Source organism: Acinetobacter sp. ANC 4169 (assembly GCF_002135355.1).
GTDB lineage: Bacteria > Pseudomonadota > Gammaproteobacteria > Pseudomonadales > Moraxellaceae > Acinetobacter.
On sequence record NZ_NEGE01000010.1, the window covers coordinates 23,119 to 48,878 of the forward strand.

The 25,760-nt window shown below is 42.6% G+C and carries 22 protein-coding genes; 8 read left to right on the top strand and 14 right to left on the bottom strand.

Annotated features, from left to right (window positions below; translation table 11 throughout):
- Nucleotides 1-78 precede the first annotated feature (78 nt).
- The 6 genes from pstB to B9T26_RS08915 all read right to left on the bottom strand — a co-directional run bounded on the left by pstB (nucleotide 79) and on the right by B9T26_RS08915 (nucleotide 8,194).
- Nucleotides 79-1,005, bottom strand: a complete 927-nt coding sequence (gene pstB / locus B9T26_RS08890; RefSeq protein WP_086199350.1) for a phosphate ABC transporter ATP-binding protein PstB — start codon at nucleotides 1,003-1,005, stop codon at nucleotides 79-81.
- A 13-nt stretch (nucleotides 1,006-1,018) separates the two neighbouring features.
- Nucleotides 1,019-2,410, bottom strand: a complete 1,392-nt coding sequence (pstA, locus tag B9T26_RS08895; RefSeq protein ID WP_086199351.1) for a phosphate ABC transporter permease PstA — start codon at nucleotides 2,408-2,410, stop codon at nucleotides 1,019-1,021.
- The gene (gene pstC / locus B9T26_RS08900; RefSeq protein WP_086199352.1) at nucleotides 2,407-3,786 is read right to left on the bottom strand and encodes a phosphate ABC transporter permease subunit PstC; all 1,380 of its coding nucleotides are present in this window, start codon (nucleotides 3,784-3,786) and stop codon (nucleotides 2,407-2,409) included. Before pstC ends, pstA begins: the two co-directional genes overlap by 4 nt.
- 103 nt (nucleotides 3,787-3,889) lie before the next feature.
- Nucleotides 3,890-4,915, bottom strand: coding sequence for a substrate-binding domain-containing protein (locus B9T26_RS08905; RefSeq protein ID WP_086199353.1), 1,026 nt, complete (start codon nucleotides 4,913-4,915; stop codon nucleotides 3,890-3,892).
- Nucleotides 4,916-5,285: 370 nt separating this feature from the next.
- The gene (locus B9T26_RS08910) at nucleotides 5,286-6,818 is read right to left on the bottom strand and encodes a pyridoxal phosphate-dependent decarboxylase family protein (RefSeq protein ID WP_086199354.1); all 1,533 of its coding nucleotides are present in this window, start codon (nucleotides 6,816-6,818) and stop codon (nucleotides 5,286-5,288) included.
- Between the two features lie 2 nt (nucleotides 6,819-6,820).
- The gene (locus B9T26_RS08915; protein ID WP_086199355.1) at nucleotides 6,821-8,194 is read right to left on the bottom strand and encodes a diaminobutyrate--2-oxoglutarate transaminase; all 1,374 of its coding nucleotides are present in this window, start codon (nucleotides 8,192-8,194) and stop codon (nucleotides 6,821-6,823) included.
- Nucleotides 8,195-8,670: 476 nt separating this feature from the next.
- On the opposite strand from B9T26_RS08915, the gene B9T26_RS08920 reads away from it, so the two are divergent.
- Together B9T26_RS08920 and B9T26_RS08925 are read left to right on the top strand one after the other, a co-directional pair.
- A complete protein-coding gene (locus B9T26_RS08920) occupies nucleotides 8,671-9,375 on the top strand; it encodes an SIMPL domain-containing protein (protein ID WP_086199356.1) in 705 nt (234 codons plus the stop codon).
- A gap of 160 nt (nucleotides 9,376-9,535) precedes the next feature.
- Complete coding sequence (locus tag B9T26_RS08925) at nucleotides 9,536-10,132, top strand: phosphatase PAP2 family protein (RefSeq protein ID WP_086199357.1); 597 nt, start codon at nucleotides 9,536-9,538, stop codon at nucleotides 10,130-10,132.
- A gap of 81 nt (nucleotides 10,133-10,213) precedes the next feature.
- Here B9T26_RS08925 and proB read toward each other — a convergent pair whose 3' ends face one another.
- From proB to B9T26_RS08940, 3 genes are all read right to left on the bottom strand, one after another.
- The gene (gene proB / locus B9T26_RS08930; protein ID WP_086199358.1) at nucleotides 10,214-11,347 is read right to left on the bottom strand and encodes a glutamate 5-kinase; all 1,134 of its coding nucleotides are present in this window, start codon (nucleotides 11,345-11,347) and stop codon (nucleotides 10,214-10,216) included.
- 29 nt (nucleotides 11,348-11,376) lie between these two features.
- A complete protein-coding gene (cgtA, locus tag B9T26_RS08935; RefSeq protein ID WP_086199359.1) occupies nucleotides 11,377-12,591 on the bottom strand; it encodes an Obg family GTPase CgtA in 1,215 nt (404 codons plus the stop codon).
- 257 nt (nucleotides 12,592-12,848) lie between these two features.
- Nucleotides 12,849-13,223, bottom strand: coding sequence for a winged helix-turn-helix transcriptional regulator (locus B9T26_RS08940; RefSeq protein WP_086199360.1), 375 nt, complete (start codon nucleotides 13,221-13,223; stop codon nucleotides 12,849-12,851).
- Between the two features lie 118 nt (nucleotides 13,224-13,341).
- Here B9T26_RS08940 and B9T26_RS08945 point away from each other — a divergent pair, with 118 nt between their 5' ends.
- Nucleotides 13,342-14,193 carry an SDR family oxidoreductase gene (locus B9T26_RS08945; RefSeq protein ID WP_086199361.1) on the top strand — a complete coding sequence of 284 codons (852 nt, stop codon included), beginning with the start codon at nucleotides 13,342-13,344 and terminating at the stop codon, nucleotides 14,191-14,193.
- A 161-nt stretch (nucleotides 14,194-14,354) separates the two neighbouring features.
- Here B9T26_RS08945 and B9T26_RS08950 read toward each other — a convergent pair whose 3' ends face one another.
- The 4 genes from B9T26_RS08950 to uvrB all read right to left on the bottom strand — a co-directional run bounded on the left by B9T26_RS08950 (nucleotide 14,355) and on the right by uvrB (nucleotide 19,891).
- Nucleotides 14,355-15,812 (bottom strand): glyceraldehyde-3-phosphate dehydrogenase, encoded by a 1,458-nt coding sequence (locus tag B9T26_RS08950; RefSeq protein ID WP_086199362.1) that lies wholly within the window; start codon nucleotides 15,810-15,812, stop codon nucleotides 14,355-14,357.
- A 268-nt stretch (nucleotides 15,813-16,080) separates the two neighbouring features.
- Entirely contained in the window at nucleotides 16,081-17,010 is a 930-nt protein-coding gene (rarD, locus tag B9T26_RS08955; protein ID WP_086199363.1) for an EamA family transporter RarD, read from the bottom strand.
- 150 nt (nucleotides 17,011-17,160) lie between these two features.
- The gene (locus B9T26_RS08960) at nucleotides 17,161-17,748 is read right to left on the bottom strand and encodes a lipocalin family protein (RefSeq protein ID WP_086199364.1); all 588 of its coding nucleotides are present in this window, start codon (nucleotides 17,746-17,748) and stop codon (nucleotides 17,161-17,163) included.
- A gap of 118 nt (nucleotides 17,749-17,866) precedes the next feature.
- Entirely contained in the window at nucleotides 17,867-19,891 is a 2,025-nt protein-coding gene (gene uvrB / locus B9T26_RS08965) for an excinuclease ABC subunit UvrB (protein ID WP_086199365.1), read from the bottom strand.
- A gap of 182 nt (nucleotides 19,892-20,073) precedes the next feature.
- Between uvrB and B9T26_RS08970 the strand changes: the two genes are divergently transcribed.
- Both B9T26_RS08970 and B9T26_RS08975 read left to right on the top strand, forming a co-directional pair.
- Nucleotides 20,074-20,862, top strand: coding sequence for a hypothetical protein (locus B9T26_RS08970; RefSeq protein WP_086199461.1), 789 nt, complete (start codon nucleotides 20,074-20,076; stop codon nucleotides 20,860-20,862).
- Between the two features lie 176 nt (nucleotides 20,863-21,038).
- Nucleotides 21,039-22,478 carry a sensor domain-containing diguanylate cyclase gene (locus B9T26_RS08975; RefSeq protein ID WP_086199366.1) on the top strand — a complete coding sequence of 480 codons (1,440 nt, stop codon included), beginning with the start codon at nucleotides 21,039-21,041 and terminating at the stop codon, nucleotides 22,476-22,478.
- An 88-nt stretch (nucleotides 22,479-22,566) separates the two neighbouring features.
- On the opposite strand, the gene B9T26_RS08980 is transcribed toward B9T26_RS08975, so the two are convergent.
- Nucleotides 22,567-22,746 carry a hypothetical protein gene (locus B9T26_RS08980; protein WP_086199367.1) on the bottom strand — a complete coding sequence of 60 codons (180 nt, stop codon included), beginning with the start codon at nucleotides 22,744-22,746 and terminating at the stop codon, nucleotides 22,567-22,569.
- Nucleotides 22,747-23,166: 420 nt separating this feature from the next.
- Between B9T26_RS08980 and B9T26_RS08985 the strand changes: the two genes are divergently transcribed.
- From B9T26_RS08985 to B9T26_RS15890, 3 genes are all read left to right on the top strand, one after another.
- A complete protein-coding gene (locus tag B9T26_RS08985; RefSeq protein ID WP_086199368.1) occupies nucleotides 23,167-24,249 on the top strand; it encodes an OmpW/AlkL family protein in 1,083 nt (360 codons plus the stop codon).
- Nucleotides 24,250-24,404: 155 nt separating this feature from the next.
- Nucleotides 24,405-25,619, top strand: a complete 1,215-nt coding sequence (locus tag B9T26_RS08990) for an MFS transporter (protein WP_086199369.1) — start codon at nucleotides 24,405-24,407, stop codon at nucleotides 25,617-25,619.
- Nucleotides 25,612-25,746, top strand: a complete 135-nt coding sequence (locus B9T26_RS15890) for a hypothetical protein (RefSeq protein WP_264754449.1) — start codon at nucleotides 25,612-25,614, stop codon at nucleotides 25,744-25,746. The genes B9T26_RS08990 and B9T26_RS15890 overlap by 8 nt, the downstream gene beginning before the upstream one ends.
- The last annotated feature ends 14 nt before the right edge of the window (nucleotides 25,747-25,760 follow it).

Consider the following 25,760-nt stretch of genomic DNA (forward strand, 5'->3'; position numbering starts at 1 on the left):
TAGCTCTAGCTGTATAAATCCATACTTCAGTGTAACCATAAAAAAAGAGCCTGACGGCCCTTTTTATGCACATAAAGATTAACCAAAGCGACCGGTAATATAAGCTTCAGTCAATTGATGATCCGGCTGAGTGAAGACTTTTTCAGTCGAGTTCACTTCAATCAGATCACCTAAATGGAAGTATGCGGTACGGTCAGATACACGCGCTGCCTGTTGCATCGAGTGAGTGACAATCGCAATGGTGTACTGAGTAGAAAGCTCAGAAATCAGTTCTTCAATTTTTGCTGTTGCAATCGGATCCAGTGCGGAACATGGTTCATCCATCAAGATGACTTCCGGACTCACCGCAATGGTACGCGCAATACATAAACGCTGCTGCTGACCACCTGAAAGACCTGTACCCGGCTGGTTTAAACGGTCTTTGACTTCATCCCAAAGTCCGGCTTTATGCAGGCTATTTTCCACAATTTCTTCCAGATCGTATTTATCGCGTGCCAGGCCATGCAGCTTTGGACCATACGCCACGTTGTCAAAAATGGATTTCGGAAAAGGGTTTGGCTTTTGGAATACCATGCCAACCTGAGCACGGAGCAATACCACATCCAGATTCGGGTCATAGATATCCTGATTATCCAACATAACCTTACCGGTTACCCGGCAGCTATCAATCGTGTCATTCATACGGTTTAAGGTACGCAGGAAAGTCGATTTACCACAGCCCGATGGACCAATAAAGGCGATCACTTCATTTTCATAAATCTTCAGGTCAATGCCTTTAATGGCTTCTGCTTCACCATAATAAACATGCACATCCGAAGTACTCAGTTTCACATTCGACGTTTCATTTTCTTTCTTTGTAGAGGTGTGAGTGTCGAATTGAGAAACAAAAGCAGTACCTGAACGCTTTTGCTCTATTTCAGGAGAGGTAAATTGTTTCTGTTCTGGATTCACGGATTCATCCTGTTCTAATGAATTTGTTGTTGCTGTAGCTGTTACTGTATTCATATATTGTCCTCACTTACCAGCGCACTTCGAATTTCTTACGTAACCAGATGGCCAGGCTATTCAAACCCACCATCATGACAAGTAAGACAATAATTGCTGCAGCGGTACGTCCTTCAAAGAAGTTACGTAATTCATTGCCCTGCCATAAGAAAATTTGTACAGGTAATGCTGTGGATTGATCAAATGGCGTAGTCGGTACACTGGCAACAAAGGCACTCATACCAATCAGTAGTAACGGTGCGGTTTCACCCAAGGCCTGTGCCACACCAATAATAGCACCGGTCAAAATACCCGGGATTGCCAGCGGCAAGACATGGTGAAATACCGTTTGTACACGAGAAGCACCCAATCCCAACGCTGCCTGACGAATTGACGGTGGCACGGCTTTGAGTGATGCACGGGTAGTAATAATGACCGTAGGTAGTGTCATCAGGCTTAAAACCAGACCACCAACCAAGGGTGCAGAAATTGGCAAATGCATCCAGCCAATAAAAATGGCAGCACCGAGCAAACCAAACACAATCGAAGGCACGGCTGCGAGGTTATTGATATTCACTTCAACAACATCTGTAATCCAGTTTTTAGGTGCAAATTCTTCAAGATAGATGGCTGATGCCACACCAATTGGAATCGAGATAAAAATCACGATCAGCATCATGAACAATGAGCCCATGAATGCACCTGCCAAACCGGAAGTCGCTGGAGAGCTGCGCGAGTCTGGATTGGTAAAGATATTGGTATTGAATGTATTTTCAAGCACGCCTTTGGCTTTAAGCTGATCGGCAAGCTGACGAATTTCAGGGCTAAGCTGTTGCTGATCATCAGGCAAACTGCGATCAATATTGCCTGCCAGCCAGACATCGACATTGGCATCCGCCAAAATATTCATCTCTTTTTTCTGACCGATGAGTGCCGGATCTGCAAGCACCATATCACGTAAGCGGTAGGCTTCAGAACTGGTATACAAGCTGCCAAGCTCGTCTCGTTTTGCGGCAACGCTTGGATCTTTGGCAATGAGACCATTTACGATTAAAGCATCCCAATCCACCATGCCCATTTCAGTTTGCCAGGCAACATAACGCTCTTGAAAATGCGCCGGAGATTCGTCTGCTTTTTTAACCGGCTTCGCGCCCACATTAATTACAGTTGGATCAAAATAAACTGGAACAGTCATGCTGCTTTGCCAGAATGCCGGCAAGCCTTTCGCCAGAATGCTGCCAAATAACAGCACGACAAAAAACAGACCGGTAATGACCGCAGAAAAACCAAAAATGCGGAAGGTTTTTTCTTTACGATGTCGCTTTGCCAAAGAGCTGCTGATCTTTTGTTTACGTTTTTCACGTAATTCCGCGGCAACGCGTGGATCAAGTACCTGATCCATGGAAGATGTCTTAGAAGTACTCATTCGTATTGCTCGCGATATTTACGCACGATATACAGTGCAACAATGTTCAGACCTAAAGTAATCACAAACAGGGTCAGACCTAAGGCAAATGCCACCAAAGCCTGTGGGCTGGCAAAGTCGGTATCCCCTGTCAGCTGATTGACAATGGTAATGGTCACGGTTGAAATGGCTTCAAGCGGATTGACATGCAGTAATGGACTGTTGCCTGCAGCCAAAACCACAATCATGGTTTCACCAATGGCACGTGAAGCGGCAAGTAAGAATGCACCAATGATCCCCGGCAATGCTGCGGGTAAAACCACTTGGCGAATGGTTTCCGACTTGGTCGCACCTAGCCCTAAAGAACCATCACGCAGCGCACGAGGCACCTGGGTAATAATGTCATCTGAAAGTGATGAAACAAACGGGATAATCATAATCCCCATCACAAAACCGGCTGTTAAGGCACTGGTCGCATTAATTTCCAAACCTACCGCGGCACCCAGCATTTTAAAAAACGGGCCAATCACCATCAGGGCAAATACGCCATACACAATCGTAGGAATACCGGCCAACACTTCAATCGTGGGTTTTGCCCAAGAGCGAAAGCCAGAGGATGCATATTCAGCCAGATAGATGGCAATCATCAGTCCTACAGGCACTGCGACCAAGAGTGCAATACCACTGACCATGAGCGTGCCCCAGAGCAGTGGCAGCAAACCATAACTTCCTTCGGCATTTCCTGATGTACTAAAACCGGGATTCCATTCTGTACCCAAGAAGAAATCGAGTGGGCTGACGAAGTGAAAGAAGCGCATCGCTTCACTAAACATCGACATGACAATACCGATGGTGGTTAAAATTGCCACCCCAGAACACAGAGCCAAGGCCACATTGATGGTTTTTTCAACCTGATTACGGGCGCGATATTGTTGGGATACCCGTTTTTTGGCCCATACCAGCCCTATTAAGGCTGCGCAAATCACTACTGCCAATTTGGCAAAAGCACTAATGCTCTCAATTTTGGATAATTGTTGTGCAGCTGCAAGCTCATAGGCTGCTGCCTGATCACTGACACCAAAACCAGAGGCAATGTCTTGTACCCGGTCAATTAAAACTTCTACTCCGGCCTGGTCTAATGTAGCTGCAATATTTGCAGGGACATTACTTAATACCACGTGCCGCAAGATATTCGGTTCGACAATGTTCCAAACAAGTAAAATTAAAAGCGCAGGGATACCACACCATAAAGCCACCAATGCACCGTAATATCCCGGACGAGAGTGCAGATTCGCGGTATTGTTGCCCTTACCTGCCAGCTTACGACTTTTAGATAATCCGATTTGATAAGCTACGGCAATCAAGGCCAATAACACACCTATGAGTAGCAGATTCATGTATTCTCCGGCATTTTTTCAATTTTCATGTTTTGAAAAATCCTTGTCTTTGCAAAAAGACTGATGCTAGGAATCATCCTAGCACCAGCTTCTATCATTATGATTACTTAACCGCTTTACCAGCTTTTAATGCTGCAAGAACTTTTGCACGTTCTTTATCAGACATTGAAATTAGGCCAGCTTTTTCTAGCTTAGAACCTTTACCAGATACTTTTTTATTGATGAAGTATTCAGAGTACTGTTGTAAACCTTTGATTGATTTAAGGTGTTCACCTTTCACATAGAAGAACAATGGACGTGATACCGGATAAGAACCATTAAGAATGGTTTTCTCTGATGGAATTACATTGTTCACGCTAGCTACACGTAATTTGTCGCGGTTCTGGTCATAGAAACCTAAACCGAATACGCCAATGGCACTTGGAGAGGTCTTTAAGCGGGCAAGCGTTTCAGTATAATCACCTGCGATTTCAATCACTTTACCGTCTTTACGGAAATTAGCGCATGCTTTCTTCTGTGCATCTTTGTCTAAATTCTTGAAATATTCATAAGATTCACAACCGGCTTCAACCATTTTTTCCTGGAACACTTCACGCGTACCATGGTTAGAAGCTGGAATCACCAAAGTAATCGGTTCATTTGGCAGTGCTTTATCAATCTGGTTCCAACGTGTATAAGGGTTGGCTACCAATTTACCATTCGATGGCAATTCTGCTGCCAGTGCTGCAAACACATGTTGTGGACGTAATTTATAGGTCGCCTTCTTCGCATTAGATGCGAATACAATACCGTCATAACCTACTTTAACTTCAATCACCTGATTCACACCGGCTTTTTTACATGCAGCCAATTCAGAATCTTTAATCTTGCGTGATGCATTGGCGATGTCGATGGTATTATCACCTACACCCTGACAGAATTGTTTCAGACCGCCTGAGGTACCACCTGAACCAACAACTGGTGTTTTAAACTGCGGGAAAGTGTTGCCAAACTCTTCAGCTACAATACTTGCGTATGGTAAAACGGTTGAAGAACCAGCGATTTGGATCGTGTCACGAGCTGCATTTGCTGTGGTTGCTACAGCTGCCCCTGAAACTGCTAAAGCAAGTGCGATGTGATTTAAGCGCATTCTTTTCTCTCTTCATTAGATGCAATTTTGAAGTACGCCACTTTTTATTCAGTTTTGTACTTATTTCGTCCATTGCATTTTGATTTTAGAATATGACAAAGAAGTTACAGCATTGTGACGCTTTGATGATAATTGTTCTATCCACTTTGATTTATAAAATTTTCCTTTAAATTCAATATGTAAAATATTCTTTCAAAGATAATAAAAGTGGGTGTTTTGACGACGAATTTGTAATAATTCTTATATCTGTCATTTTTGTATGATCTAAACCCTGTATGTTTTTTTAGAAAATCCTGAATTTGAACATACATACACAAAAAAAAGGAGATCCATAGATCTCCTTTTTCAATACTCAATACAACTACATCGATTAATCAATCGCAGGTGTATATGTACCATCAGCAATTGCATCTTTAATACGGTCAGCTTCTGCAAGCACAAGTGCAAGCAAGTTCTTCACGTTTTCAAGTGTTGCTACCGGGCTTAAAGTGGTCATTTTCAATGATTGAACATCACCCACTTTAGTTACACCAATATTCGCTTCACCACGTGCAAACAACTCGTCTGCAACGTTCTGGTTGAGTGTATCTAACAATTCAGCTGGATAGCCTGCTGGTACCACACGGAACAATACAGAAGCAAATTGTGGATCAACCAGCATCTCTAAACCAGCAGTTGCATTGATGTAGTCAGCCACTTCACGCGTCAACTTCACACCATGGTCGATCATCGAACCATAAAGCTCTTCACCCAATGCTTCAACTGTCATCCACAATTTCAACGCATCAAAACGACGCGTGGTTTGTAATGACTTAGACACCAGGTTCGGCACACCATGTTCTTCATCATAAGCAGAGTTTAAGTACTCAGCTTCATAATGCATGAAACGGTAGTTCGCTTCGTCTTTCAACAAGAACGCGCCACAAGAAATGGTTTGGAAGTAATGTTTGTGGAAATCGAGTGTCACAGAATCAGACAATTCAATACCATCAAGCATAGAACGATAGTCATTTGACAGAATCAGTGCACCACCCCATGCCGCATCGATATGCATCCACGCACCATATTTGTTGGTGATTGCACGGATTTGTTTCAATGGGTCAATCGCACCGGCATCGGTCGTACCTGCAGTTGCAACCACACATGCCACGATCTTGCCTTCAGCCTGAAGCTGAGCCATGGTTTTTTCCAGTGCGTCTACATCCATCTGTGCATTGTTGTTCACAGGAACAGTGACCACAGACTGGAAGCCCATGCCCATCATCGCCATGTTCTTTTGCACAGAGAAGTGTGCATTTTCAGAACAGATGACTTTGACATTACGCATAGCATCTGCAGGGATACCATCACGCTGAACTGACCACGGATTACCGTTTTCGTCTTTCCAGTTTTTCGCGACACACGCATCACGTGCCAGCAGCACACCCATCAAGTTAGACTGGGTACCACCAGAAGTGAACACACCTGCCTGACCTGAACCGTAGCCGACTTTTTGACGTAGCCAGTCAATCAGCTGAACTTCCATCAATGAACCGGCAGGGCTTTGATCCCATGAGTCCATCGACTGGTTGGTTGCATTAATCAGCACTTCTGCAATTTGGCTCGCCACCATGGTCGGGCAATGCAAATGTGCTAACGAGTGCGGATGATGTACTTTCAAGCTTTTGTTTAAGAAAAGCTCAACCATACGCTCAAGAGATTTATGTAAACCCATGCCTTCTTTTGAAGGATGAAATGCAATCGCACTGCGTAGCTCTTTAATGCTACCGCCGGTGTACATTTTGTCGTTTTGCAACCATGCTGAAACGGCTTTTACCGCTTCATCCATTGCCGACTGATAGTCAGCAATAGACTGTGCATCATTGCAGAATAACGCTTTACGATGTTCTGCAAAATCAACCATGATTACGCGCCTCGAGTTGCAACAAGTGCTTCAGCAAGAGCTTTTTTGAAGCGGACAATAACTTCTTCACATTCAGCTTGATTGATAATCAATGGGCAAAGTAAACGAATTACTGTACCGTTACGACCGCCTTTCTCTAACAAAAGTTTGTTGTCGAAACATGCTGCCTGGATTGCCGCTGCCAATTGACCATCACCGGGTAATGAACCCATGTGATCTGCCGCTTGACGTTCGTCAACAATTTCAACACCAATCATTAAGCCACGACCACGTACGTTGCCGATACATGGGAATTCTACCGCTAATTTTTTAATTTCAGCTTGGAGGAAGTCACCACGCTCTTGAGCATTTTGCGCAAGATTTTGTTCTTTGATGGTTTTGATGGTCGCAAGACCTGTACCCATCGCCAACTGGTTACCACGGAAAGTACCGGTGTGACCCGCTGGCTGCCAAGCATCAAACTTACGTTTAATACCCAGTACTGCAAGTGGCAAGCTACCACCCACCGCCTTAGACATCACGATCACGTCAGGTTCAATACCTGCGTGTTCGAATGCGAACATTTTGCCTGAACGCGCAAAGCCTGCTTGAACTTCGTCAAGAATCAACACGATGTTGTGTTTTTCAGTCACTTCACGGATTTTTTTCAACCATTTTACAGGTGCAGTCACCACACCGCCTTCACCTTGAATCGCTTCAAGAATCACCGCTGCTGGCTTGGTTACACCACTTTCTACATCTTCAATGAAGTTTTCGAAATAATAAGTCAAGGCATCAACACCCGCTTCACCACCAATACCCAATGGGCAACGGTATTCATGCGGATATGGCATAAACTGTACGCCTGGCATTAAGCCATTCACTGAATTCTTCGCAGACAGGTTACCCGTCATTGCCAAAGAACCGTGAGTCATACCGTGATAGCCACCTGAGAAGCTGATCACTGAGCTACGACCGGTATAGGTTTTTGCTAATTTAATTGCTGCTTCTGTACCGTCTGCACCAGACGGACCACAGAACTGTAGGCAATACTCTTCCTTCCCACCAGGGAGCTGTTCAAGTAATGCTTCAGTAAATGCATCTTTTAAAGGTGTCGTTAAATCTAAAGTATGTAATGGCAAACCACTCGCAAGAGTGTCCTGAATACTTTGAATTACCGCAGGATGATTATGGCCCAAAGCCAATGTTCCTGCCCCAGCTAAACAATCGAGGTACTCTGTACCTTCAACATCAGTAACCCAACAACCTAAGGCTTTTGCTATCGCTAACGGCAATTTACGTGGATAGCTACGAACATTGGATTCCATCTGGCTTTGGCGAGTCAAATAGTATTCGTTAGTAGACTTAGTGGCAGGATTTACAGAAGAAACGCTCATATCGAATTACCATCTCTGATATGGGTTGAAAGAAATAAGTCGGGTGACTTGTGGTCCTTTGACTCGGTGCTTTATAGAATCTAGTTTGATGACTTGATTTATACATCATAACTAAACGGCGGATGATACAGAATTTTTCAATAAAATAAACAAGTTTTATGACTTTATCTGTCCAAAACCGATCGAAAAAATATATCAAGCCAAATCTTAGATTGAATTATCATCTTACAGTGTGACAGGCTAAAGAAAACCTTATTTTTATACTTTTTTTATGCAAAAGATTGGATTAACGTAATTACTTAAACTAAAGCACTTTAAGTATTTAATTTTTAAATGTTTTATTTACAAGTACTTTTTTGAAATAAAAATAAAATCGATTACAATCTTGACACAAAGTCTACAAAAAATCCTCATGAAGTAGCGATACCATGCATACTAAAAGCTGAACCTTTCTTTACAAAAAACAGGTAAAAATAATGCGATATTTAACTCTCTCCTCTCTGGTACTTGCTGGCGTACTTTCAACGACTGCTTTTGCGCAGCAAACAGAACAGCTGAACTATAATTTAGTCAATGTGCAAGCTGAAGCAACACGTCAAATTTCCAATGATGAAATGCATGCGGTTTTATATATTGAAAGAAGCAAGAAACAGCCAGCCGAACTTTCTGCACTCATCACACAATTAATGAACCAAGCCATAGCAGCATCAAAAAAATATCCGCAAGTAAAAGTCGAAACGGGTGCTCAGAGCACTTATCCTGTTTATGACAATGACAGCCAAAAATTGAAAGAATGGCGTGGTCGGGCAGAAATTCGTTTAGAAAGTACCGACTTTAAAGCCGTTAGCCAGTTGATCAGCGAATTGCAGCAGAACTTCCAGACTCAGTCGATTAACTTTACTGTTTCTGATACACAACGTAAAAAAGTAGAAAATGAATTGATGGTGGAAGCCTCTAAAAACTTTCAGCAACGTGCACAAATGTTGACTTCGGCATGGAATAAATCAGGTTATCAATTGGTCAATTTAAATCTGAATACCAATAACTATTATCCGCAACCGGTGATGATGCGTGCCAATATGGCGAAATTTGCAGGTGCTGAAGCCGCCGATGCGCAAAATGTCGCCGCTGGTGAATCTAAAATTACTGTGAATGCCAATGGTTCAATTCAGTTTAAATAATTAAATGCTGATTTAAATAAAAACCGTGTACATACACGGTTTTTTTATGAGCAAATTAGGGTACTTACAACAATATAGCGACAATCCTATTACGAGTTTCATTTTATTTTTCTTGTAAAATCACCCCATCTTTCAGCTTTTATCTCCCCCTCACTACCACATGTCCATTGAAAATTTAAATCTTGATCTGTTTAGCATCCTGAACGTACCTGAACAGGCCTCTCCTTTGATGATGCACTTTGCCACTTTTGTCGCCCATGACTTAGTCTTTCTTCTGGTTATCTGCTTTGCCTTGTTTTGGCTTTATGGGAGTCAAAATTCAAAAACCCTGATTCTAAAAGCCTTTATATTTTGTTGCATTGCCCTTTCCATCAGCGAAGTAGCATCTTACCTGTTCAATACTCCCCGTCCTTTTGTAAGGCATGTCGGTCAGACTTTAATTACACACGAAGCAACAGGATCATTTCCCAGCAATCACATGACCATTTTTAGCAGTATTGCCTTTGCTTATTATTTCTCGGCACGACGGGATATTGGCAGATTTTTGCTGGCAGTTGCATGGTTGGTGGCATGGTCACGGGTTTATGTGGGTGTGCATTTCCCGATTGATATGCTGGGTGCCTTTGTCTTGTCGTGGGTGGTAAATCTTGCAGGGTTAAAACTATGGAACTGCTATCAGGCAAAACTGATGTCTGGGGTGATGTGGATGTATCAAAAGTTGTTTAATCCGCTGATTCAAAAAGGCCTGATTAAATAACTCAACCACTATACATAAAAGACATAAAAAATCCCGCTCTAAAGCGGGATTTTTTAATCTCTAAACTTGAATCTAAATGACTTAATAAATCGCCATATGGTTACGATGAATCATCTCAAGGGAACGCGCTTCACCCAAAACCTGATGCACTTTATCCGATGCCAAACCTTTGACAATTTCAGCAGAACGCGAACTGAAGTTGACGCGACCAACAGCAATGCGATGGCCCTCTTGGTCCACACATTCAACCACATCACCACGTTCAAAGTGACCTTCCACAGCTTTCACCCCTACAGGTAACAGACTGCGATGGTTTTCTTTAATCGCTTTGACTGCACCATCATCCAGCACCAAACGGCCAGCCGTTTGTAAGTGTGCCGCCAACCATTGCTGATGCGCGGTAATACGGTCATTATCGGTAATGAACAAAGTTCCTAACAATTCGCCCGACATTAAGCGAGCAAGCACATTGTCACTTTCACCACTGGCAATCAGCGTTGGACAACCCGATTTTGCCGCCAAACGTGCAGCACGAACTTTGGTCAGCATACCGCCACGGCCAAATTTACCGCCACCACCTGCCATGTCAAACAGGCTTTCATCCAATGCACGCACGGTATGGAACAGTTTGGCATCCGGATTTGAACGCGGGTCAGAATCAAACATGCCTTGCTGATCAGTCAGGATAATCAGCAAATCGGCATGCACCTGACCTGCCACCATAGCAGCCAGGGTATCGTTATCACCAAAGCGGATTTCATCGGTCGATACTGTGTCATTTTCATTGATCACAGGTACCACATGCCAGTCAATCAGGTTCTGTAAGGCATCACATGAATTAAGATAACGACGACGGTCTGCCAGGTCATCATGGGTTAATAAAACCTGAGCCGTTTGAATGGAATGCTTTTCCAATACACTTGACCAGGTCTGAATCAGCCCCATTTGACCAATGGCAGCACAGGCCTGAAGACTGGGTAGATCGGTGGGTCGATTCTCAAGTTTCATTCGAACCATACCTTCAGCCACAGCACCGGAAGACACCAGAATAATCTCATGTCCTGCATTGTGCAGATCTGCAATCTGTTTCGCCCAATGCGAAATTGCATCCAGATCTAACCCTGTTCCGTTTGCTGTGAGTAAAGATGATCCGATTTTAACAACGATTCGTTTACAAGCCTTGAGCTGACGTTGCCCATCTACCACTTCTATCATCTTGTCCTCAGTTACTCATATTTCAGAGCTTAACGTACGTAGTACACTTCCATTTCGCCATCATCACCGTCTTCATCATCATCGTCATCGCCCAATATGCCGGCAAGACGTTGTTGACGACGCATCTCGCGATACGCTTCTTTTGCTGCGATGGTTTGTTCACGTGTTTCAGCTTCAAGCTGGTCACGGAATGCTTTTACTTGTGCTGCGTATTCTGGATCTTCAGTTTCGAGTTCACGTTGTTTCTCGATTTCATCCATCAGGTAATACACAACATCTTTGGTCCCTTCAGACATTAGGCCCGAAGTTTTGAATACAGGACCATTCCACTGCATTTCTTCAAGAAGATGGTTACACCATTCTTCACGCGTGTCTTCGGCCAACTGGTCAACCTTGTTCAGCACCAGTACCACTGGCAATTTAGAAAGTGTTGGGGAGAATTTTTTCAACTCATTCAAAATTGCTTTGGCATTGTGCGCAGGGTCTGAACCGTCAATCGGCTGAACATCGACAATGTGCAACAAAATACGGGTACGTGCCAAATGTTTCAGGAAACGAATACCCAGACCTGCACCTTCAGCTGCACCTTCAATCAGTCCTGGAATATCCGCCATCACAAATGAGCGATGGCTATCGGCATCCACCACACCCAAATTTGGCACCATGGTCGTAAATGGATAATCTGCAACTTTTGGTTTTGCAGCAGAAACTGCACGAATAAAGGTCGATTTACCTGCGTTAGGCATCCCTAGCAAGCCAACATCCGCCAATACTTTAAGTTCTAAACGTACTTCACGGTATTCACCTTTGGCGCCGTGGGTACATTTACGCGGTGAACGGTTGGTAGAAGATTTGAAGTGAGTATTACCCAAACCACCTTCACCACCTGCTGCCACCATTACACGCTGACCATTAGAGACCAAGTCACTGATAATATCGCCAGACTCAGTATCTACAATGGTGGTTCCAACTGGAACCAATAATACGGTGTCTTCACCGCCACGGCCTGCACAGTTTGCACCGCGACCATTTTTTGCACGTTCTGCACGGAATTTACGTGTATAACGATAATCTACAAGGGTGCTTGTATTGTCGTCGGCTTGAATATAAATGCTGCCGCCACGACCACCATCACCACCATCTGGACCACCAAATGGCACGAACTTTTCACGGCGAAAACTGGCTACGCCATTGCCACCGTCGCCAGCCTCTACGGTAATGACTGCTTCATCAACAAAGCGCATGCTGCCAATCCTCTAAAAACTTTAAAACCCCATATTCTGCCATATTTTAAAGGATTTCTCGAATAGAATTATTCAGCAATACTATAAATTTCGTTCAGCTTATTGTTTTTCTAAAAGAATAGTTTAACTCTATAGATAAAATTGAGGAACATCAGTGCATTTATAAAATTGAGTGATCGTTACTATTGAGATCACCCAAATTAAATAGCGGGCATCCCAATTTCATTGACAGCAGCCTAGCCAAAACCCCAGTTAACTTATTTTGCCACGCGTTGCTGATTCTCCAAAATCTCAGGCAAACTTTTTTCAATCCAGCCAATCAGATAATTCATTTTTTCTGCAGCTTGCGAACCTAAAATGGTCAACTGATATTCCACTTTGGGTGGCACCACCGGATAGACCGTACGTAAAATAAAACCATCCTGTTCCAGCATTTTCAGCGTTTGTGACAACATCTTTTCACTCACCCCTTCAATCCGCTGTTTCAGTTCACTAAAACGATGTACCCCATCACTTAAACAGCGTAAAACCAATACCGACCATTTGTTCGCGAGATGTTCCAATATTTCTCGTGATGGACATTCAGTGGATAAAACTTGACCTAATAATTTACTGGTTGCGTAGGCTGTCATCAATTCTCTCCTGGGGGTAATAAGCTTACTTTTTAGTACGTACTTACATTTAGTAAGTTAACAGATTAAGATTTAGCCATCAAGTACATTTATTCAGCAAAATCCAGAGGTTCATGTTATGAAAATTGCAGTTACAGGTGCAACAGGTCAGCTTGGTCAACTCGTCATTGAGTTTTTATTAAAAAATACCCCTGCACAAAATATTGTCGCCTTGGTTCGTACACCCTCCAAAGCCCGGGCTTTGACAGATCAAGGGGTTGAAGTACGTCATTTTGATTATGATCAGCCAGAAACATTAGCACCGGCTTTACATGGCATCGATAAACTTTTACTGATTTCAGCCAATGAAATTGGCCGCCGCACCCCACAGCATCAAGCCGTGATTGAAGCAGCGAAACAAGCAGACGTTCCTTATATTGCCTATACCAGTCTACTCAATGCAGATACTTCTCCTTTAGGTTTAGCACAGGAACACCGTGAAACCGAAAGCCTGATTAAGGCGAGCGGTTTAAACTATACTTTTTTACGCAATAACTGGTATAGCGAAAACTACCTGGCTGGCTTAGCCCATACCATTGAAACCGGAACTTTATTCGGCGCAGCACAAAACGGTTTAATCAGTTCCGCAGCACGGGCAGACTATGCAGAGGCAGCAGCCAAAGTATTAACAGGTTCAGGGCATGAAAACAAAACCTATGAACTTTCAGGCTCAAGCAGTTTTAGCCTTGCGGATTTAGCAGGCTATATTTCGGTAGCCTCGGGTAAAACGGTAAACTACCAAAGCCTCAGCGCTGAAGAATATACACAAGCCCTGATTCAGGCTGGTTTGCCCGCAGGCTTGGTCGAAGTGATTGTAGATGCAGATGTACAAACCGCAAAAGGTGCAATGTTTAGCGATCGCAAAGATTTGGAACAGCTGATCAACCATCCAACAACGCCAATACAAGCTTCAGTTAGGGCAATGCTTTAAATTTCACGGCCCTTTATCTTTATCCCTCTGTATGCTCAGGGGGATTTTTTATAATAATGTCGAGATGCCTTATAAATATTCGGCAAAGAAAAGTATCTGCCAATTTTTTTAATGCAAAAAAAGAGCCTCAAATAAGGCTCTTTTTCGTACTACTTTACAAATTATGCATTTGTTTCAGTAGGAATCTTAGGATAGCTTACGCCGCCCATTTGTTCAGCAATACGTAATACCTGACAGCTATAACCTACTTCGTTATCGTACCAAACGTAGCAAGTTAAACGGTTGCCTGAAGTGATTGTTGCTTGCGCATCAAATACACCTGCAGTACGTGAACCGATAAAGTCAGAAGACACAACTTCAGTCGAGTTGGTATAACCGATTTGACCTTGAAGGTTTGAGTTGATCGAGATTTGACGAATGTATTCGTTCACTTCTTCACGATCTACTTCTTTCTCAAGGGTCAAGTTAAGAATAGCCAATGAAACGTTTGGTGTAGGAACGCGTACAGAGTTACCAGTCAACTTGCCTTTAAGCGCAGGAAGTGCTTTAGCAACCGCTTTAGCAGCACCTGTTTCCGTAATAACCATGTTCAAAGTAGCAGCACGGCCACGACGGTCAGCTTTATGGTAGTTGTCGATCAGGTTCTGGTCGTTAGTGAACGAGTGAACTGTTTCAACGTGACCATTCAGTACTTTGTATTTGTCTTCTAACACTTTAAGTGTTGGCGTGATGGCGTTAGTGGTACAGCTTGCAGCAGAGATAATAGTATCTTCATCAAGAATGTCGGCCTGGTTCACACCGTATACAACGTTCTTCATGTCACCTTTACCAGGTGCAGTCAAGATTACGCGTGCAGCGCCCGGGCATTGAAGATGTTGAGCAAGACCTTCAGCATCACGCCATTTACCAGTGTTATCAATCACCAGTGCATTGTTAATACCGTAAGCAGTGTAGTCCACTTCAGATGGGCTAGATGCATAGATCACTTTAATGAAGTTACCATTTGCAATAATAGCTTCGTTTTCTTCATCAACTGAAATTGTGCCTTGGAACGGACCATGGATAGAGTCACGACGCAGTAATGAAGCACGTTTTTCCAAATCACCATCAGATGATTTACGCACCACAATCGCTTTAAGATTTAAACCACGACCCAAACCTGATTGGCCAATGATTAAACGCGCAAGAATACGACCAATACGACCAAAACCGTAAAGAACAACATCTTTGCCTTCTACAACCTTCGCATTACCTGCTAAAGATTTCACTACGTCAGCAACAAAAGCGTCTACGTCACCGCCTTTTTCCTTGAATTCAACAGCAAGTTTACCTAGATCAATTTCTGCTGAACCAATATTTTCAATTTTAGCTAAAGCTTCTAAAATCGGGAAAGTGTTAACGACTGAAAGCTCAACATCCATAACACGTGTACGGCGATGCGCTTTTAAAATCTGGATTACTGAACGGTTAACTAAAGAACGACCGTATACAGAAGTCACGATATTTTTCTCACGATATAATTGACCAATCAGGGCAATCATACGTTCCGCGATTTCTTCACGGTTTTTCCAGCGACCTTGGTGCTCTGCATGTAGGGCGATGATAGTGTCTTTGCTCACAGCTACGTCCTCTAATTAATTGTATATCTAGGCATAAATTTCAAACCCGACAATTGTAAAGGAATTATCAGCAACTTTGAATCAAAAGCTGAATGTTCAACGTGCTTTTTACGATATATTCACTATAAATTTATAAAATAGTTGTAATTATTTTCATGATTTTACTGTTAAAAGATCAGAAAGCGATTTAAAAAGTAAAAGTATACTTTTTTGTTAAATGTTGCTTAATCAAACAACCTGAGTTTTTACCCAGTTTACCGAATGCAGTCTATTTCAAACGATCCTGATAGTTTTCCACATTTTGATTCAGTGCACGCTGTTTATGCTTTTGTTTGATGATATGAATTGTACCTTCAATGACCAGCAATAAAACGGCAATCCAGATGGGAATATAAGTCAGCCATTCTCCTGTCTCAACCCGTTCCCCCAACACAATAGAAGCAAAGGCCAAAAGCACGGGTTCCAGATAACTGAGTAGTCCAAAAATGACAAATGGCAAATATCGGCTGGCCAAAATATAACTACCCAACCCCAGTGCACTTAAAAAACCCAGACCAATCACGGCCCAGATTAAATGCGGGAAAGATCCCATCACACCCAAGGTGTCACTATGAATAAAGCCCAAATAAAAAGCCACTGGCAGAATTAAAAACAAATCCCACCAAAAACCACCCAAATGATCTGTACCAAAACGACGACGCAAGAAAAAATACAAGGGATAAGCCAAAGCGACATACACGGTTTCCCAGGCAATACTGCCTATACGCCAGATTTCATGTCCTACCCCTAAAATGGCCAAGATCACAGCCGCCAGCTGCCATTTCGATAGTTTTTCTTTATACAGTACACAACCGACCAGCACCATCACCAAAGGCAATAAGAAATAACCCAGTGAAACTTGCAAGCCACGACCATTGATGGGCCCCCATAGAAACAGCCATAACTGTGTGGTACACAAAATGGAACTAAAAATCAGCCAGATCAGAAACACAGGCTGTTTAACCATACGTTTAAAAATCTGGGAAATATGCTGTAAATCACCAGACCAGTACATAAACAGGGTTAAAAAAGGCAGCGTCGCCAGCATCCGCCAGGCAAAAGTTTGTTCGCTATCAAAAGGTTTCAAAAACTGGCTATAAAAATACAATACCCCAAAAGTAACAGATGCCAATACCGACAAAGCCAAGCCTTTATACATCTTTTACCTCAAGGATATTATCCATTTCATGCGCATACGTAATGATCCCAAAATAATCGATCATTCATCTTTTTTTTAAGTCAGGCTATAGTAGCAAATAAAAAACCATGCCTAAGCATGGTTTTGAACTTTTGTTAAATATTCAGTCTACTATTTCACTGTCTGCTTGGTATGAATCACATCGCCCAAGTCATAGCCCACCGATTGTGCATATTCTAAATACTCTTTAACAACGGCCTGATCGGGTTGCGGGCTACGTGACAATACCCACATGTATTTGCGTCGCGGCTCACCGACCAATACAGTTTGATAATCGTCATCTATTTTAAGTACCCAATAATCGCCACGACCCACAGGCAACCAGCGAATTGCATCAGGCAAGAAACTGACTTTTAATTTCGTATTAAAAGGCGCATTTTGCACAAAAGCCTCACCAACCGACTGGGTGAGTTTGCCATCTTTGGTATAGCAGCGGTTATCTACGCCCACATTGCCATTCTCATTCAAGGTATATGTGGCAGAAACATCATGATCACATTTATTTTGAAAGTACATGGGTTTACGTGCCACTTCATACCAGACGCCCAGATATTTATCCAGCTCGACCTTTTCCACTGTTTGTAATGGTTTGGTTTGTGCATAGGCCATAGTCGCCATACCCAACCCCAATAATACCGCTCCACCTATGGCAATTTTTGCCATTTTATAGCCCGCTTTTGGAAGATCATTTGTTGTCATAAAAATACCTTTCAGTCAATTTTTTAAATTCTTAAAGTGCTTACGCATTTAAAAATAACGACTCCGACCAAATCATACTGTAGCGTTATGTAATGATTTTGCAATAAAAATCATCCAACTAACTGAGCATCTGTGCCTTCAGGCGTACAATCTCATCCCGTAGTCGTGCTGCCTGTTCAAACTGCAATTCTTTCGAGGCTTTGAGCATCTCTTTTTCCAGTTTGGACAAATGTTTGGCCAGCAATTTAGGGTCTGCCAAAATGTGGCGTTCATCGGCACTTAAAGCACGAGCCTGATCCGAGATTTTCTCGTCAATTTGATCATCATTCAGCACTTCACCAGTATCGATATCCTGGTTATTTTGACGCTTGGTACTTCGTGGTGTAATGCCATGCAATTTATTGAACTCAATCTGTTTGGCACGGCGTCGCTCGGTTTCATCAATCGCCTTTTGCATGGAATCAGTGATCCGGTCGGCATACAAAATCGCTTTACCTTTCACATTACGTGCGGCACGACCAATGGTTTGAATCAGTGAACGTTCCGAACGCAAGAAACCTTCTTTATCGGCATCCAAAATCGCCACCAGTGACACTTCCGGCATATCCAAACCTTCACGCAGAAGGTTAATACCGACCAGTACATCATGTACACCGCTACGCAGCTCATGAATAATTTTGGTACGTTCCACCGTATCAATGTCTGAATGCAGATAGGCCACCTTGACCCCGTATTCTTTTAAATATGAGGTTAAATCTTCCGCCATCCGTTTGGTCAAGGTCGTCACCAGAACGCGTTCATCGAGTTCCTTGCGGATATTGATTTCCGAAAGCACGTCATCGACCTGAGTCAGCACGGGGCGAATTTCAATTTCAGGATCCAACAGCCCAGTTGGGCGAACCACCTGCTCGGCAATCTGCTCGGATTTTTCAAGTTCGTATTTTGCCGGGGTTGCACTGACATAAATCGTTGATGGAATAATGCGTTCCCATTCTTCAAATTGCATTGGACGGTTATCTAAAGCACTCGGCAGACGGAAACCATAGTTGACCAGATTTTCCTTACGCGAACGGTCGCCCTTATACATGGCACCAATTTGCGGAACCGTCACATGCGATTCATCGATAATCAGCAAGGCATCATCGGGAATATAGTCAAATAATGTCGGTGGTGCTTCACCTGCCGGCCGACCGGATAAATGTCGTGAATAGTTTTCGATACCGTTGGTATAGCCCAACTGTTGCATCATTTCCAGATCATAGCGGGTACGCTGTTCAATGCGCTGTGCTTCCAGCAATTTGTCATTGGCACGAAAGAAACCTAAACGCTCATGAAGTTCTTCGCGAATGGTGCCAATGGCACGGGTCAGATTGTCTTTTGGGGTAACATAATGACTTTTAGGATAAATCGTGACACGCGGCACTTTACGCACCATTTTTCCAGTTAAAGGATCAAACCAGCGAATGGAATCGACTTCATCATCAAAAAGTTCAATCCGAATGGCGTCCTGATCCGACTCGGCCGGGAAAATATCAATAATTTCGCCACGGATACGGTAGGTACCGCGCAAGAACTCCAGCTCGTTACGAGTATATTGCATTTCCACCAGACGGCGAATGATGTCATCACGACTGATTCGGTCACCCTGCACAATATGCAGCAACATGCTCATGTAGGCATTCGGATCACCCAGACCATAAATTGCAGAAACCGAAGCCACGATAATGGCATCACGGCGTTCTAATAATGAACGTGTTGCTGAAAGCCGCATCTGGTCAATGTGATCATTAATGGCTGAATCTTTTTCAATAAAGGTATCGGAAGAAGGCACATAAGCTTCAGGCTGATAATAGTCATAATAACTGACAAAATATTCAACTGCATTATTGGGGAAAAACGACTTGAATTCACCATACAGCTGTGCAGCCAGGGTCTTGTTATGCGCCATAACAATGGTTGGGCGCTGTAACTGGGAAATCACATTGGCCATGGTATAAGTTTTACCCGAACCGGTTACCCCAAGCAACAACTGGTCGTGATAGCCTTTTTGAATACCCTTGACTAATTTTTCAATGGCTTGTGGCTGATCACCCGCGGGTTGATAACTGGTCACTAATTCAAAAGGTTGATGACTATCCGACATATTATTCAGCTTCTATACTTAAATGCAGTTTCAATAATATGAGGGTTAAAGCTCAACATTCAATATCAATGTTCCGATATTTGGTGCTGTCCTTATATTGAGAAAATTGCAGCAATTTTGTCTTGACCGCATGCGCATTCAATAGCAACATGAAACAAAGCATCCTGATCACAATAAAGCCTATGACTTACCATTACCATGACGAAAGTATTGTCAAAAATCTACCGGAAGATAGCGTTTTTGTTTTTGGCAGCAACATGGCAGGAAACCATGCAGGTGGGGCTGCGCGTACAGCACTGCAACACTTTGGTGCCGTACAAGGCGTAGGTCGCGGCTGGGCGGGTCAAAGTTATGCCATTCCGACCATGAATGAGCATTTGCAGCAAATGCCCTTGTCGCAGATTCAGCACTATATAGATGACTTTAAAATCTATACCAAAAACCATCCGAAAATGACCTATTTCATTACTTCCATTGGTTGCGGTATTGCCGGCTATAAAACTGAAGAAATTGCACCGATGTTCAAGGGCATTTCTCATAATGTTATTTTCCCTATTTCTTTCCGTCCTTTTGTAGAAAGAGCCTTACCCAAACTGACCCGTCATTTTCTCAGAACAGTGTTTAACGATGAGGTTATTTTTTCTACCCATGATGAAGAAATCATTACTCAGCTCGACTTATCCGAAAATGAAAAAAGTGCGGCGCGAATTATTTTAAATACCCAAATGTATCCAACTGACAGCAATGGTCGGGATCGCAATTTTGAAATTTCAGATATTTTGCATGTGTTAAACGGAAAAATTTTCGAATGGCAAAGTCATTCAGAAGGCTCAATGATATTTGGCAGTGTGATTTTGGCTTTACTTGAACTTTACAATATTAATGAAAAAGATTTTATGGACGTTTGGCAAGGTGAACGTGAAATTTCTCCGCCCAAACCAGAAAATAAGGCCCGTAGAAAACCGCGTTAATTCTTAATTTCAACGCCTTAAAGCCAATTCCTGAATTGGCTTTTTTTAAATCGGCAGTTTTGTGATGTAAAACACATTAATAAATCATAATATTTTACTTATCACGTTATTTTAAAATAATTTTTTTATCTTTATACTGCTCATTTAAAGTTAAATAAAAATGATGAGCGCCTTGAATGGACATGCTAGATTCTCCTTTTTTTGAAATCTCCCCTATTGCCATGTGGCTTGAAGACTATAGTGAAGTCAAAAAACAATTTGATCTCTGGCGCAATCAGGGTGTTCAGGACTTATTCGCTTTTCTACAGCAAGATCAATCGCGTATTCTAGACTGTGCAAGAAAAATTAAAATCTTGCGTGTTAATGCTAAAACACTGGAACTTTATCAGGCCAAAGATCTGGATCAGCTGTGCCAAAATCTGGAACTGGTCTTTAAAGCAGATATGACTAAAACCCATATCCATGAACTGGTCGCCTTATGGAATGGTGAAACTCATTTTTCCCATTCTGCCGTGAATTACACCCTCACAGGCAAACGTCTGGATATTCAACTGAAAGGGATTGTGCTGCCGCAACATGAACAGGATTTGTCCTTAGTCTTAATTACCACGGAAGATATCACTGCTTATACCGAAGCCTGCCGTCTGGAAGAGCAAAGCCGTCATCTGGCAGAAGCTCGCTTTGATTATTCCCCGACCTCGCTTTGGGTAGAGGATTTTAGCCAGATCAAAATAAAATTAGATCAGCTCCGGGCGTTAGGCATTGAAGACTTTGCAACTTTTCTCGATGTACATCCTGATTTTGTGCAGGAATGTATTAAGGAGATGGTGATTATTGATGTCAATCAGGCCACTCTGGATTTATTCGGTGCCTCGAGTAAAGAGGTTTTATTTAAAAACCTGCATAAAGTTTTTGCTGCAGAAATGGTACAAACCTTTAGAGAACAACTAATTGAACTATGGAAGGGTAATCTTCATCATCAGCGTGAAGCTGTAAATTACGCGATTGATGGCAGTATTCGTCATGTACTGCTGCAATTTACCGTATTTCCAGATTACCTTCAGGACTGGGGCATTGTACAGGTTGCCCTGACCGATATTACCGCACGCAAAAAAGCTGAAAATTATCTTGAATATTTAGGCAAGCATGATGTGCTGACCAAACTGTATAACCGGGCTTTTTATATAGCTGAACTCAATCGCCTTGAACGTAATATATTACGTCCGGTGTCCTGTATTTTTATAGATTTAAATGGACTAAAACAGCTGAATGACAGCATGGGGCATGATGCAGGCGACAGTCTATTACGGCGTATGGGCAACATTCTTAACCAGCTGATTCAGCATACCCCCTATTCAGCCTCACGCATTGGCGGAGATGAGTTTGTAGTCCTTTTACCGGGTGCAGATGAAGCAGCCTTACAAAATTGTTTGCAAAGTCTGCATGAGCTTTTATTGGTCGATAATCAATTTTACGCCAATCAACCGATAAGCCTGTCTATAGGTCATGCGACAAATCTTGAGCAAGAACGGATTGAAGATATGCTTAAGCGTGCTGACTTGGAGATGTATCATCAAAAAAAGAATTACTATCAGAACCATGATAGACGAAGCTAGCTTTCCAGCTCTGATTAAAAATTCATAACACCGGGTTATACAGCAATAAAAAAGCCATGGTCAGACCATGGCTTTTTTTATGAAAAACTTAACGCTTGCCCATGGAACGGCGTGTACCACGTGGCGGCATCCAGGTACGGTCAGCATAGCGCTGTGGTTTAGGGCGCAAATCTTCTAATACTTCATCGGAAGAATTTTCATCTGCCTTTTTCATTGGAAAAGGCAAATTCACAAGTGGCTTTTTCTTGGGAGTATTTTGGGTGCTCATATGATTCACTCAAGGATTTCTGCGACATATTGTACGGAAAAATACCTCGCAGTGCGAGGATTGGATTTTAGCGCATTGCGCAAGCACTTTATTCATGCCAGCAATCAGCGATTTTTAACCGCAGATTGAAAGCAATTGAGCATTTCAAATCCACATATCACTGCTATGAAAGCGTTAAAAATATATAAATATCTTCTCACTTCTAGATTATTTTAACCTCGCTAAAATCTCATCAAACAGTAAAAATAACATGTTACATAAAATTATTTTTCTCCATGTTATTGAAACAAAAAAGCTAAATTTTTACATGAATACTACCAGATTAATATTTTTAATAACAAAATGATTTTTCTCTAAACATAGAATAAGAAAAGTGAACGAATAAAACGAATAAACGCAAAATGGACATGGAGTCCCTGAATGAAAAAAACCTTACTTTGTATGATGTCGTCTCTTGCTGCCCTACCTGCCCTGAGCCATGCCGATTCCCCGTATTTTAGTTTAAAAGATGGTGATGGCTTTAAGCGCTTTTCTATTTCGATGGGTGCACTGCATGTTATGCCTCAAGGCAAAGCTCAGCCTTTTCAGGTCAATACTGCGGTTAAAAATGGCGAAGTTGCCAAGAATGGTAATATTCAAGTCGATACCGTATTAAACAATCTCAATCCGAATGTGAATCAGACTGCACTCGCAGCAGCATTAAAAGGATTAGGCTATCTGAGTGGCGGTCAGCTCAGTAGTGGGCTAAGCGGCAGTTCAAAGATTCAGGGCTTGGAACAATGGAACAATCCGGGTACAGGGCTGGAGGCAGATGATGTCACTACACTGGGGATTATGACCAATTACTTCTTTACCGATCATGTTTCCTTTGAAATGAAGGCAGGCATTCCTCCAAAAGTGGACTTACAGGGCAAAGGGAAAATTTATGCGCCCTTCTCTGCTGTGGCAACACCGCAAATTGGCAACTTGCCTTTAGAATTCCTGAATATTGACCTGAAAAATGATATTTTTATTACCGATTTAGAAGCATATGGACCTACTGCATCGGCACGTGCCTGGACGCCTGCCTTTGAATTCCAATATCACTTTGGTAAAACTGGAGTCAACAAATTCCGTCCTTATGTCGGTTTAGGTGTGATGTATGCTTATTTTAATGAACTGGAAATTAACCCGCGTACTGAACAGGATTTGATTGCAGCCGGTCATATGATTGCAAATATCAAAGAAGGCAATGCAGGAGCTTCACTGGAAGGCAAACCAAGTAAAGCCAATCCTAAAGTAGACCTCGAAGCCACCGATGCTTTTGCTCCAATTGCGACTGTCGGTTTTACCTATGATTTTAATGAACGTTGGTTTGCGGTGGGTTCAGTGTCTTATGCACATCTTAAAAATGAAACCACCATTACCGTATCTGATGACAGGCTAGGTGAATTAATTACCTCTAAAGCGGATATTGAAGTCAACCCGATCCTAGCTTATGCAGGAGTAGGTATTCGCTTTTAAGTATGACCTGCATAAAAAGACGACTTTTTGTCGTCTTTTTTGTATTTATAAAATTTTCTATAACTTAATTTTATCTTTTGTTTAAATTTTATTTAATCGCCTCGCCTTGAAGAATCGAATAACATAGCCGCACCACAAACCAGCATGGATGAATTATGTCAGACACCCGTTTTTCCAAACCTCTGATTTATATGTTAATTGGAAGTGCCATTATTCTGGCTTTGTCATTGGGTGTTCGTCATGCATTTGGCTTGTATCTGGTTCCCATGAGTGATGAATTTGGCTGGGGACATAATGTTTTTAGTCTTGCTATCGCCATGCAAAACCTGATTTGGGGTGCGGTACAACCGATTACCGGTGTTTTTGCCGATAAATATGGCAGTAAAATTGTGGTTGCTGTTGGGGGCGCGCTCTATACCCTGGGCTTGTTGCTTATGGCTGTCAGCTCAACCGGCCTGCTGCTGAACTTAAGTGTCGGTTTAATTCTGGGTCTGGCACTTTCTGCAACTTCTTTTCCTGTGCTGCTTTCTGCCGTGGGGCGTGCCGCACATCCGGAAAAGCGTAGTCTTGCCATGGGTATTGCCAGTGCAGCAGGTTCTTTTGGCCAATTTATTATGCTGCCGTCCACCCTGCTCCTTTTACAGAGTGTAGGCTGGTCAGCGGCATTAATCGTCAGTGCTATTTTAATTGCTTTAATTATTCCATTGGCATGGACATTAAAAGCGCCTGCGTATACCCCTCCGAATGCCTTAGCAGCTATTCATAAACCTGCATTGAGCATCAAAGAAATTCTGGTGATTGCTAAAAATCATAAACCGTTCTGGTTTTTGTCTTTAGGCTTTTTTGTCTGTGGTTTTCAGGTGGTGTTTATTGGTATTCATTTACCGGGTTACCTGATTGATCATGGCTTTAATGCCACCACAGGTACGGTTTTCCTGGCCTTAGTCGGTTTATTTAATATTGTCGGAACCTATACCGCAGGCTGGCTGGGCGGAAAATATTCAAAGCCTTATTTGCTTATGGGTTTATATGGCCTGCGTGGCATTGCCATTATTGGTTTTTTATTGCTGCCTTTGAGTACCTGGACAATTTACAGCTTCGGCATCATCATGGGTTTATTGTGGTTATCGACCGTACCACTAACCAATGGCATTGTGGCGAATATGTTTGGGATAAAATACCTCAGCATGCTTAGTGGCATCGTGTTCTTTACCCATCAGGTCGGTTCATTCTTTGGCGGATGGCTGGGTGGTGTCAATCATGACATGACCGGCAACTATAATATGGTGTGGATCTTTTCCATTCTACTCAGCATACTTGGTGTGTTGGTGCATTTCTTTGTCAATGAGGAGCATGTGGTTCATGACTGATTCTACGCTTGGATTAAGACTGGCGATTACAGCTGCCTTATTGCTTTTATTCGCCTTGGCAATCTTCTTATGGCTCAAGACACCTGAACTGTTTGAGTATTTCAATCAGACCTTCTGTGCCCACTAAACTGCTGATTTTCA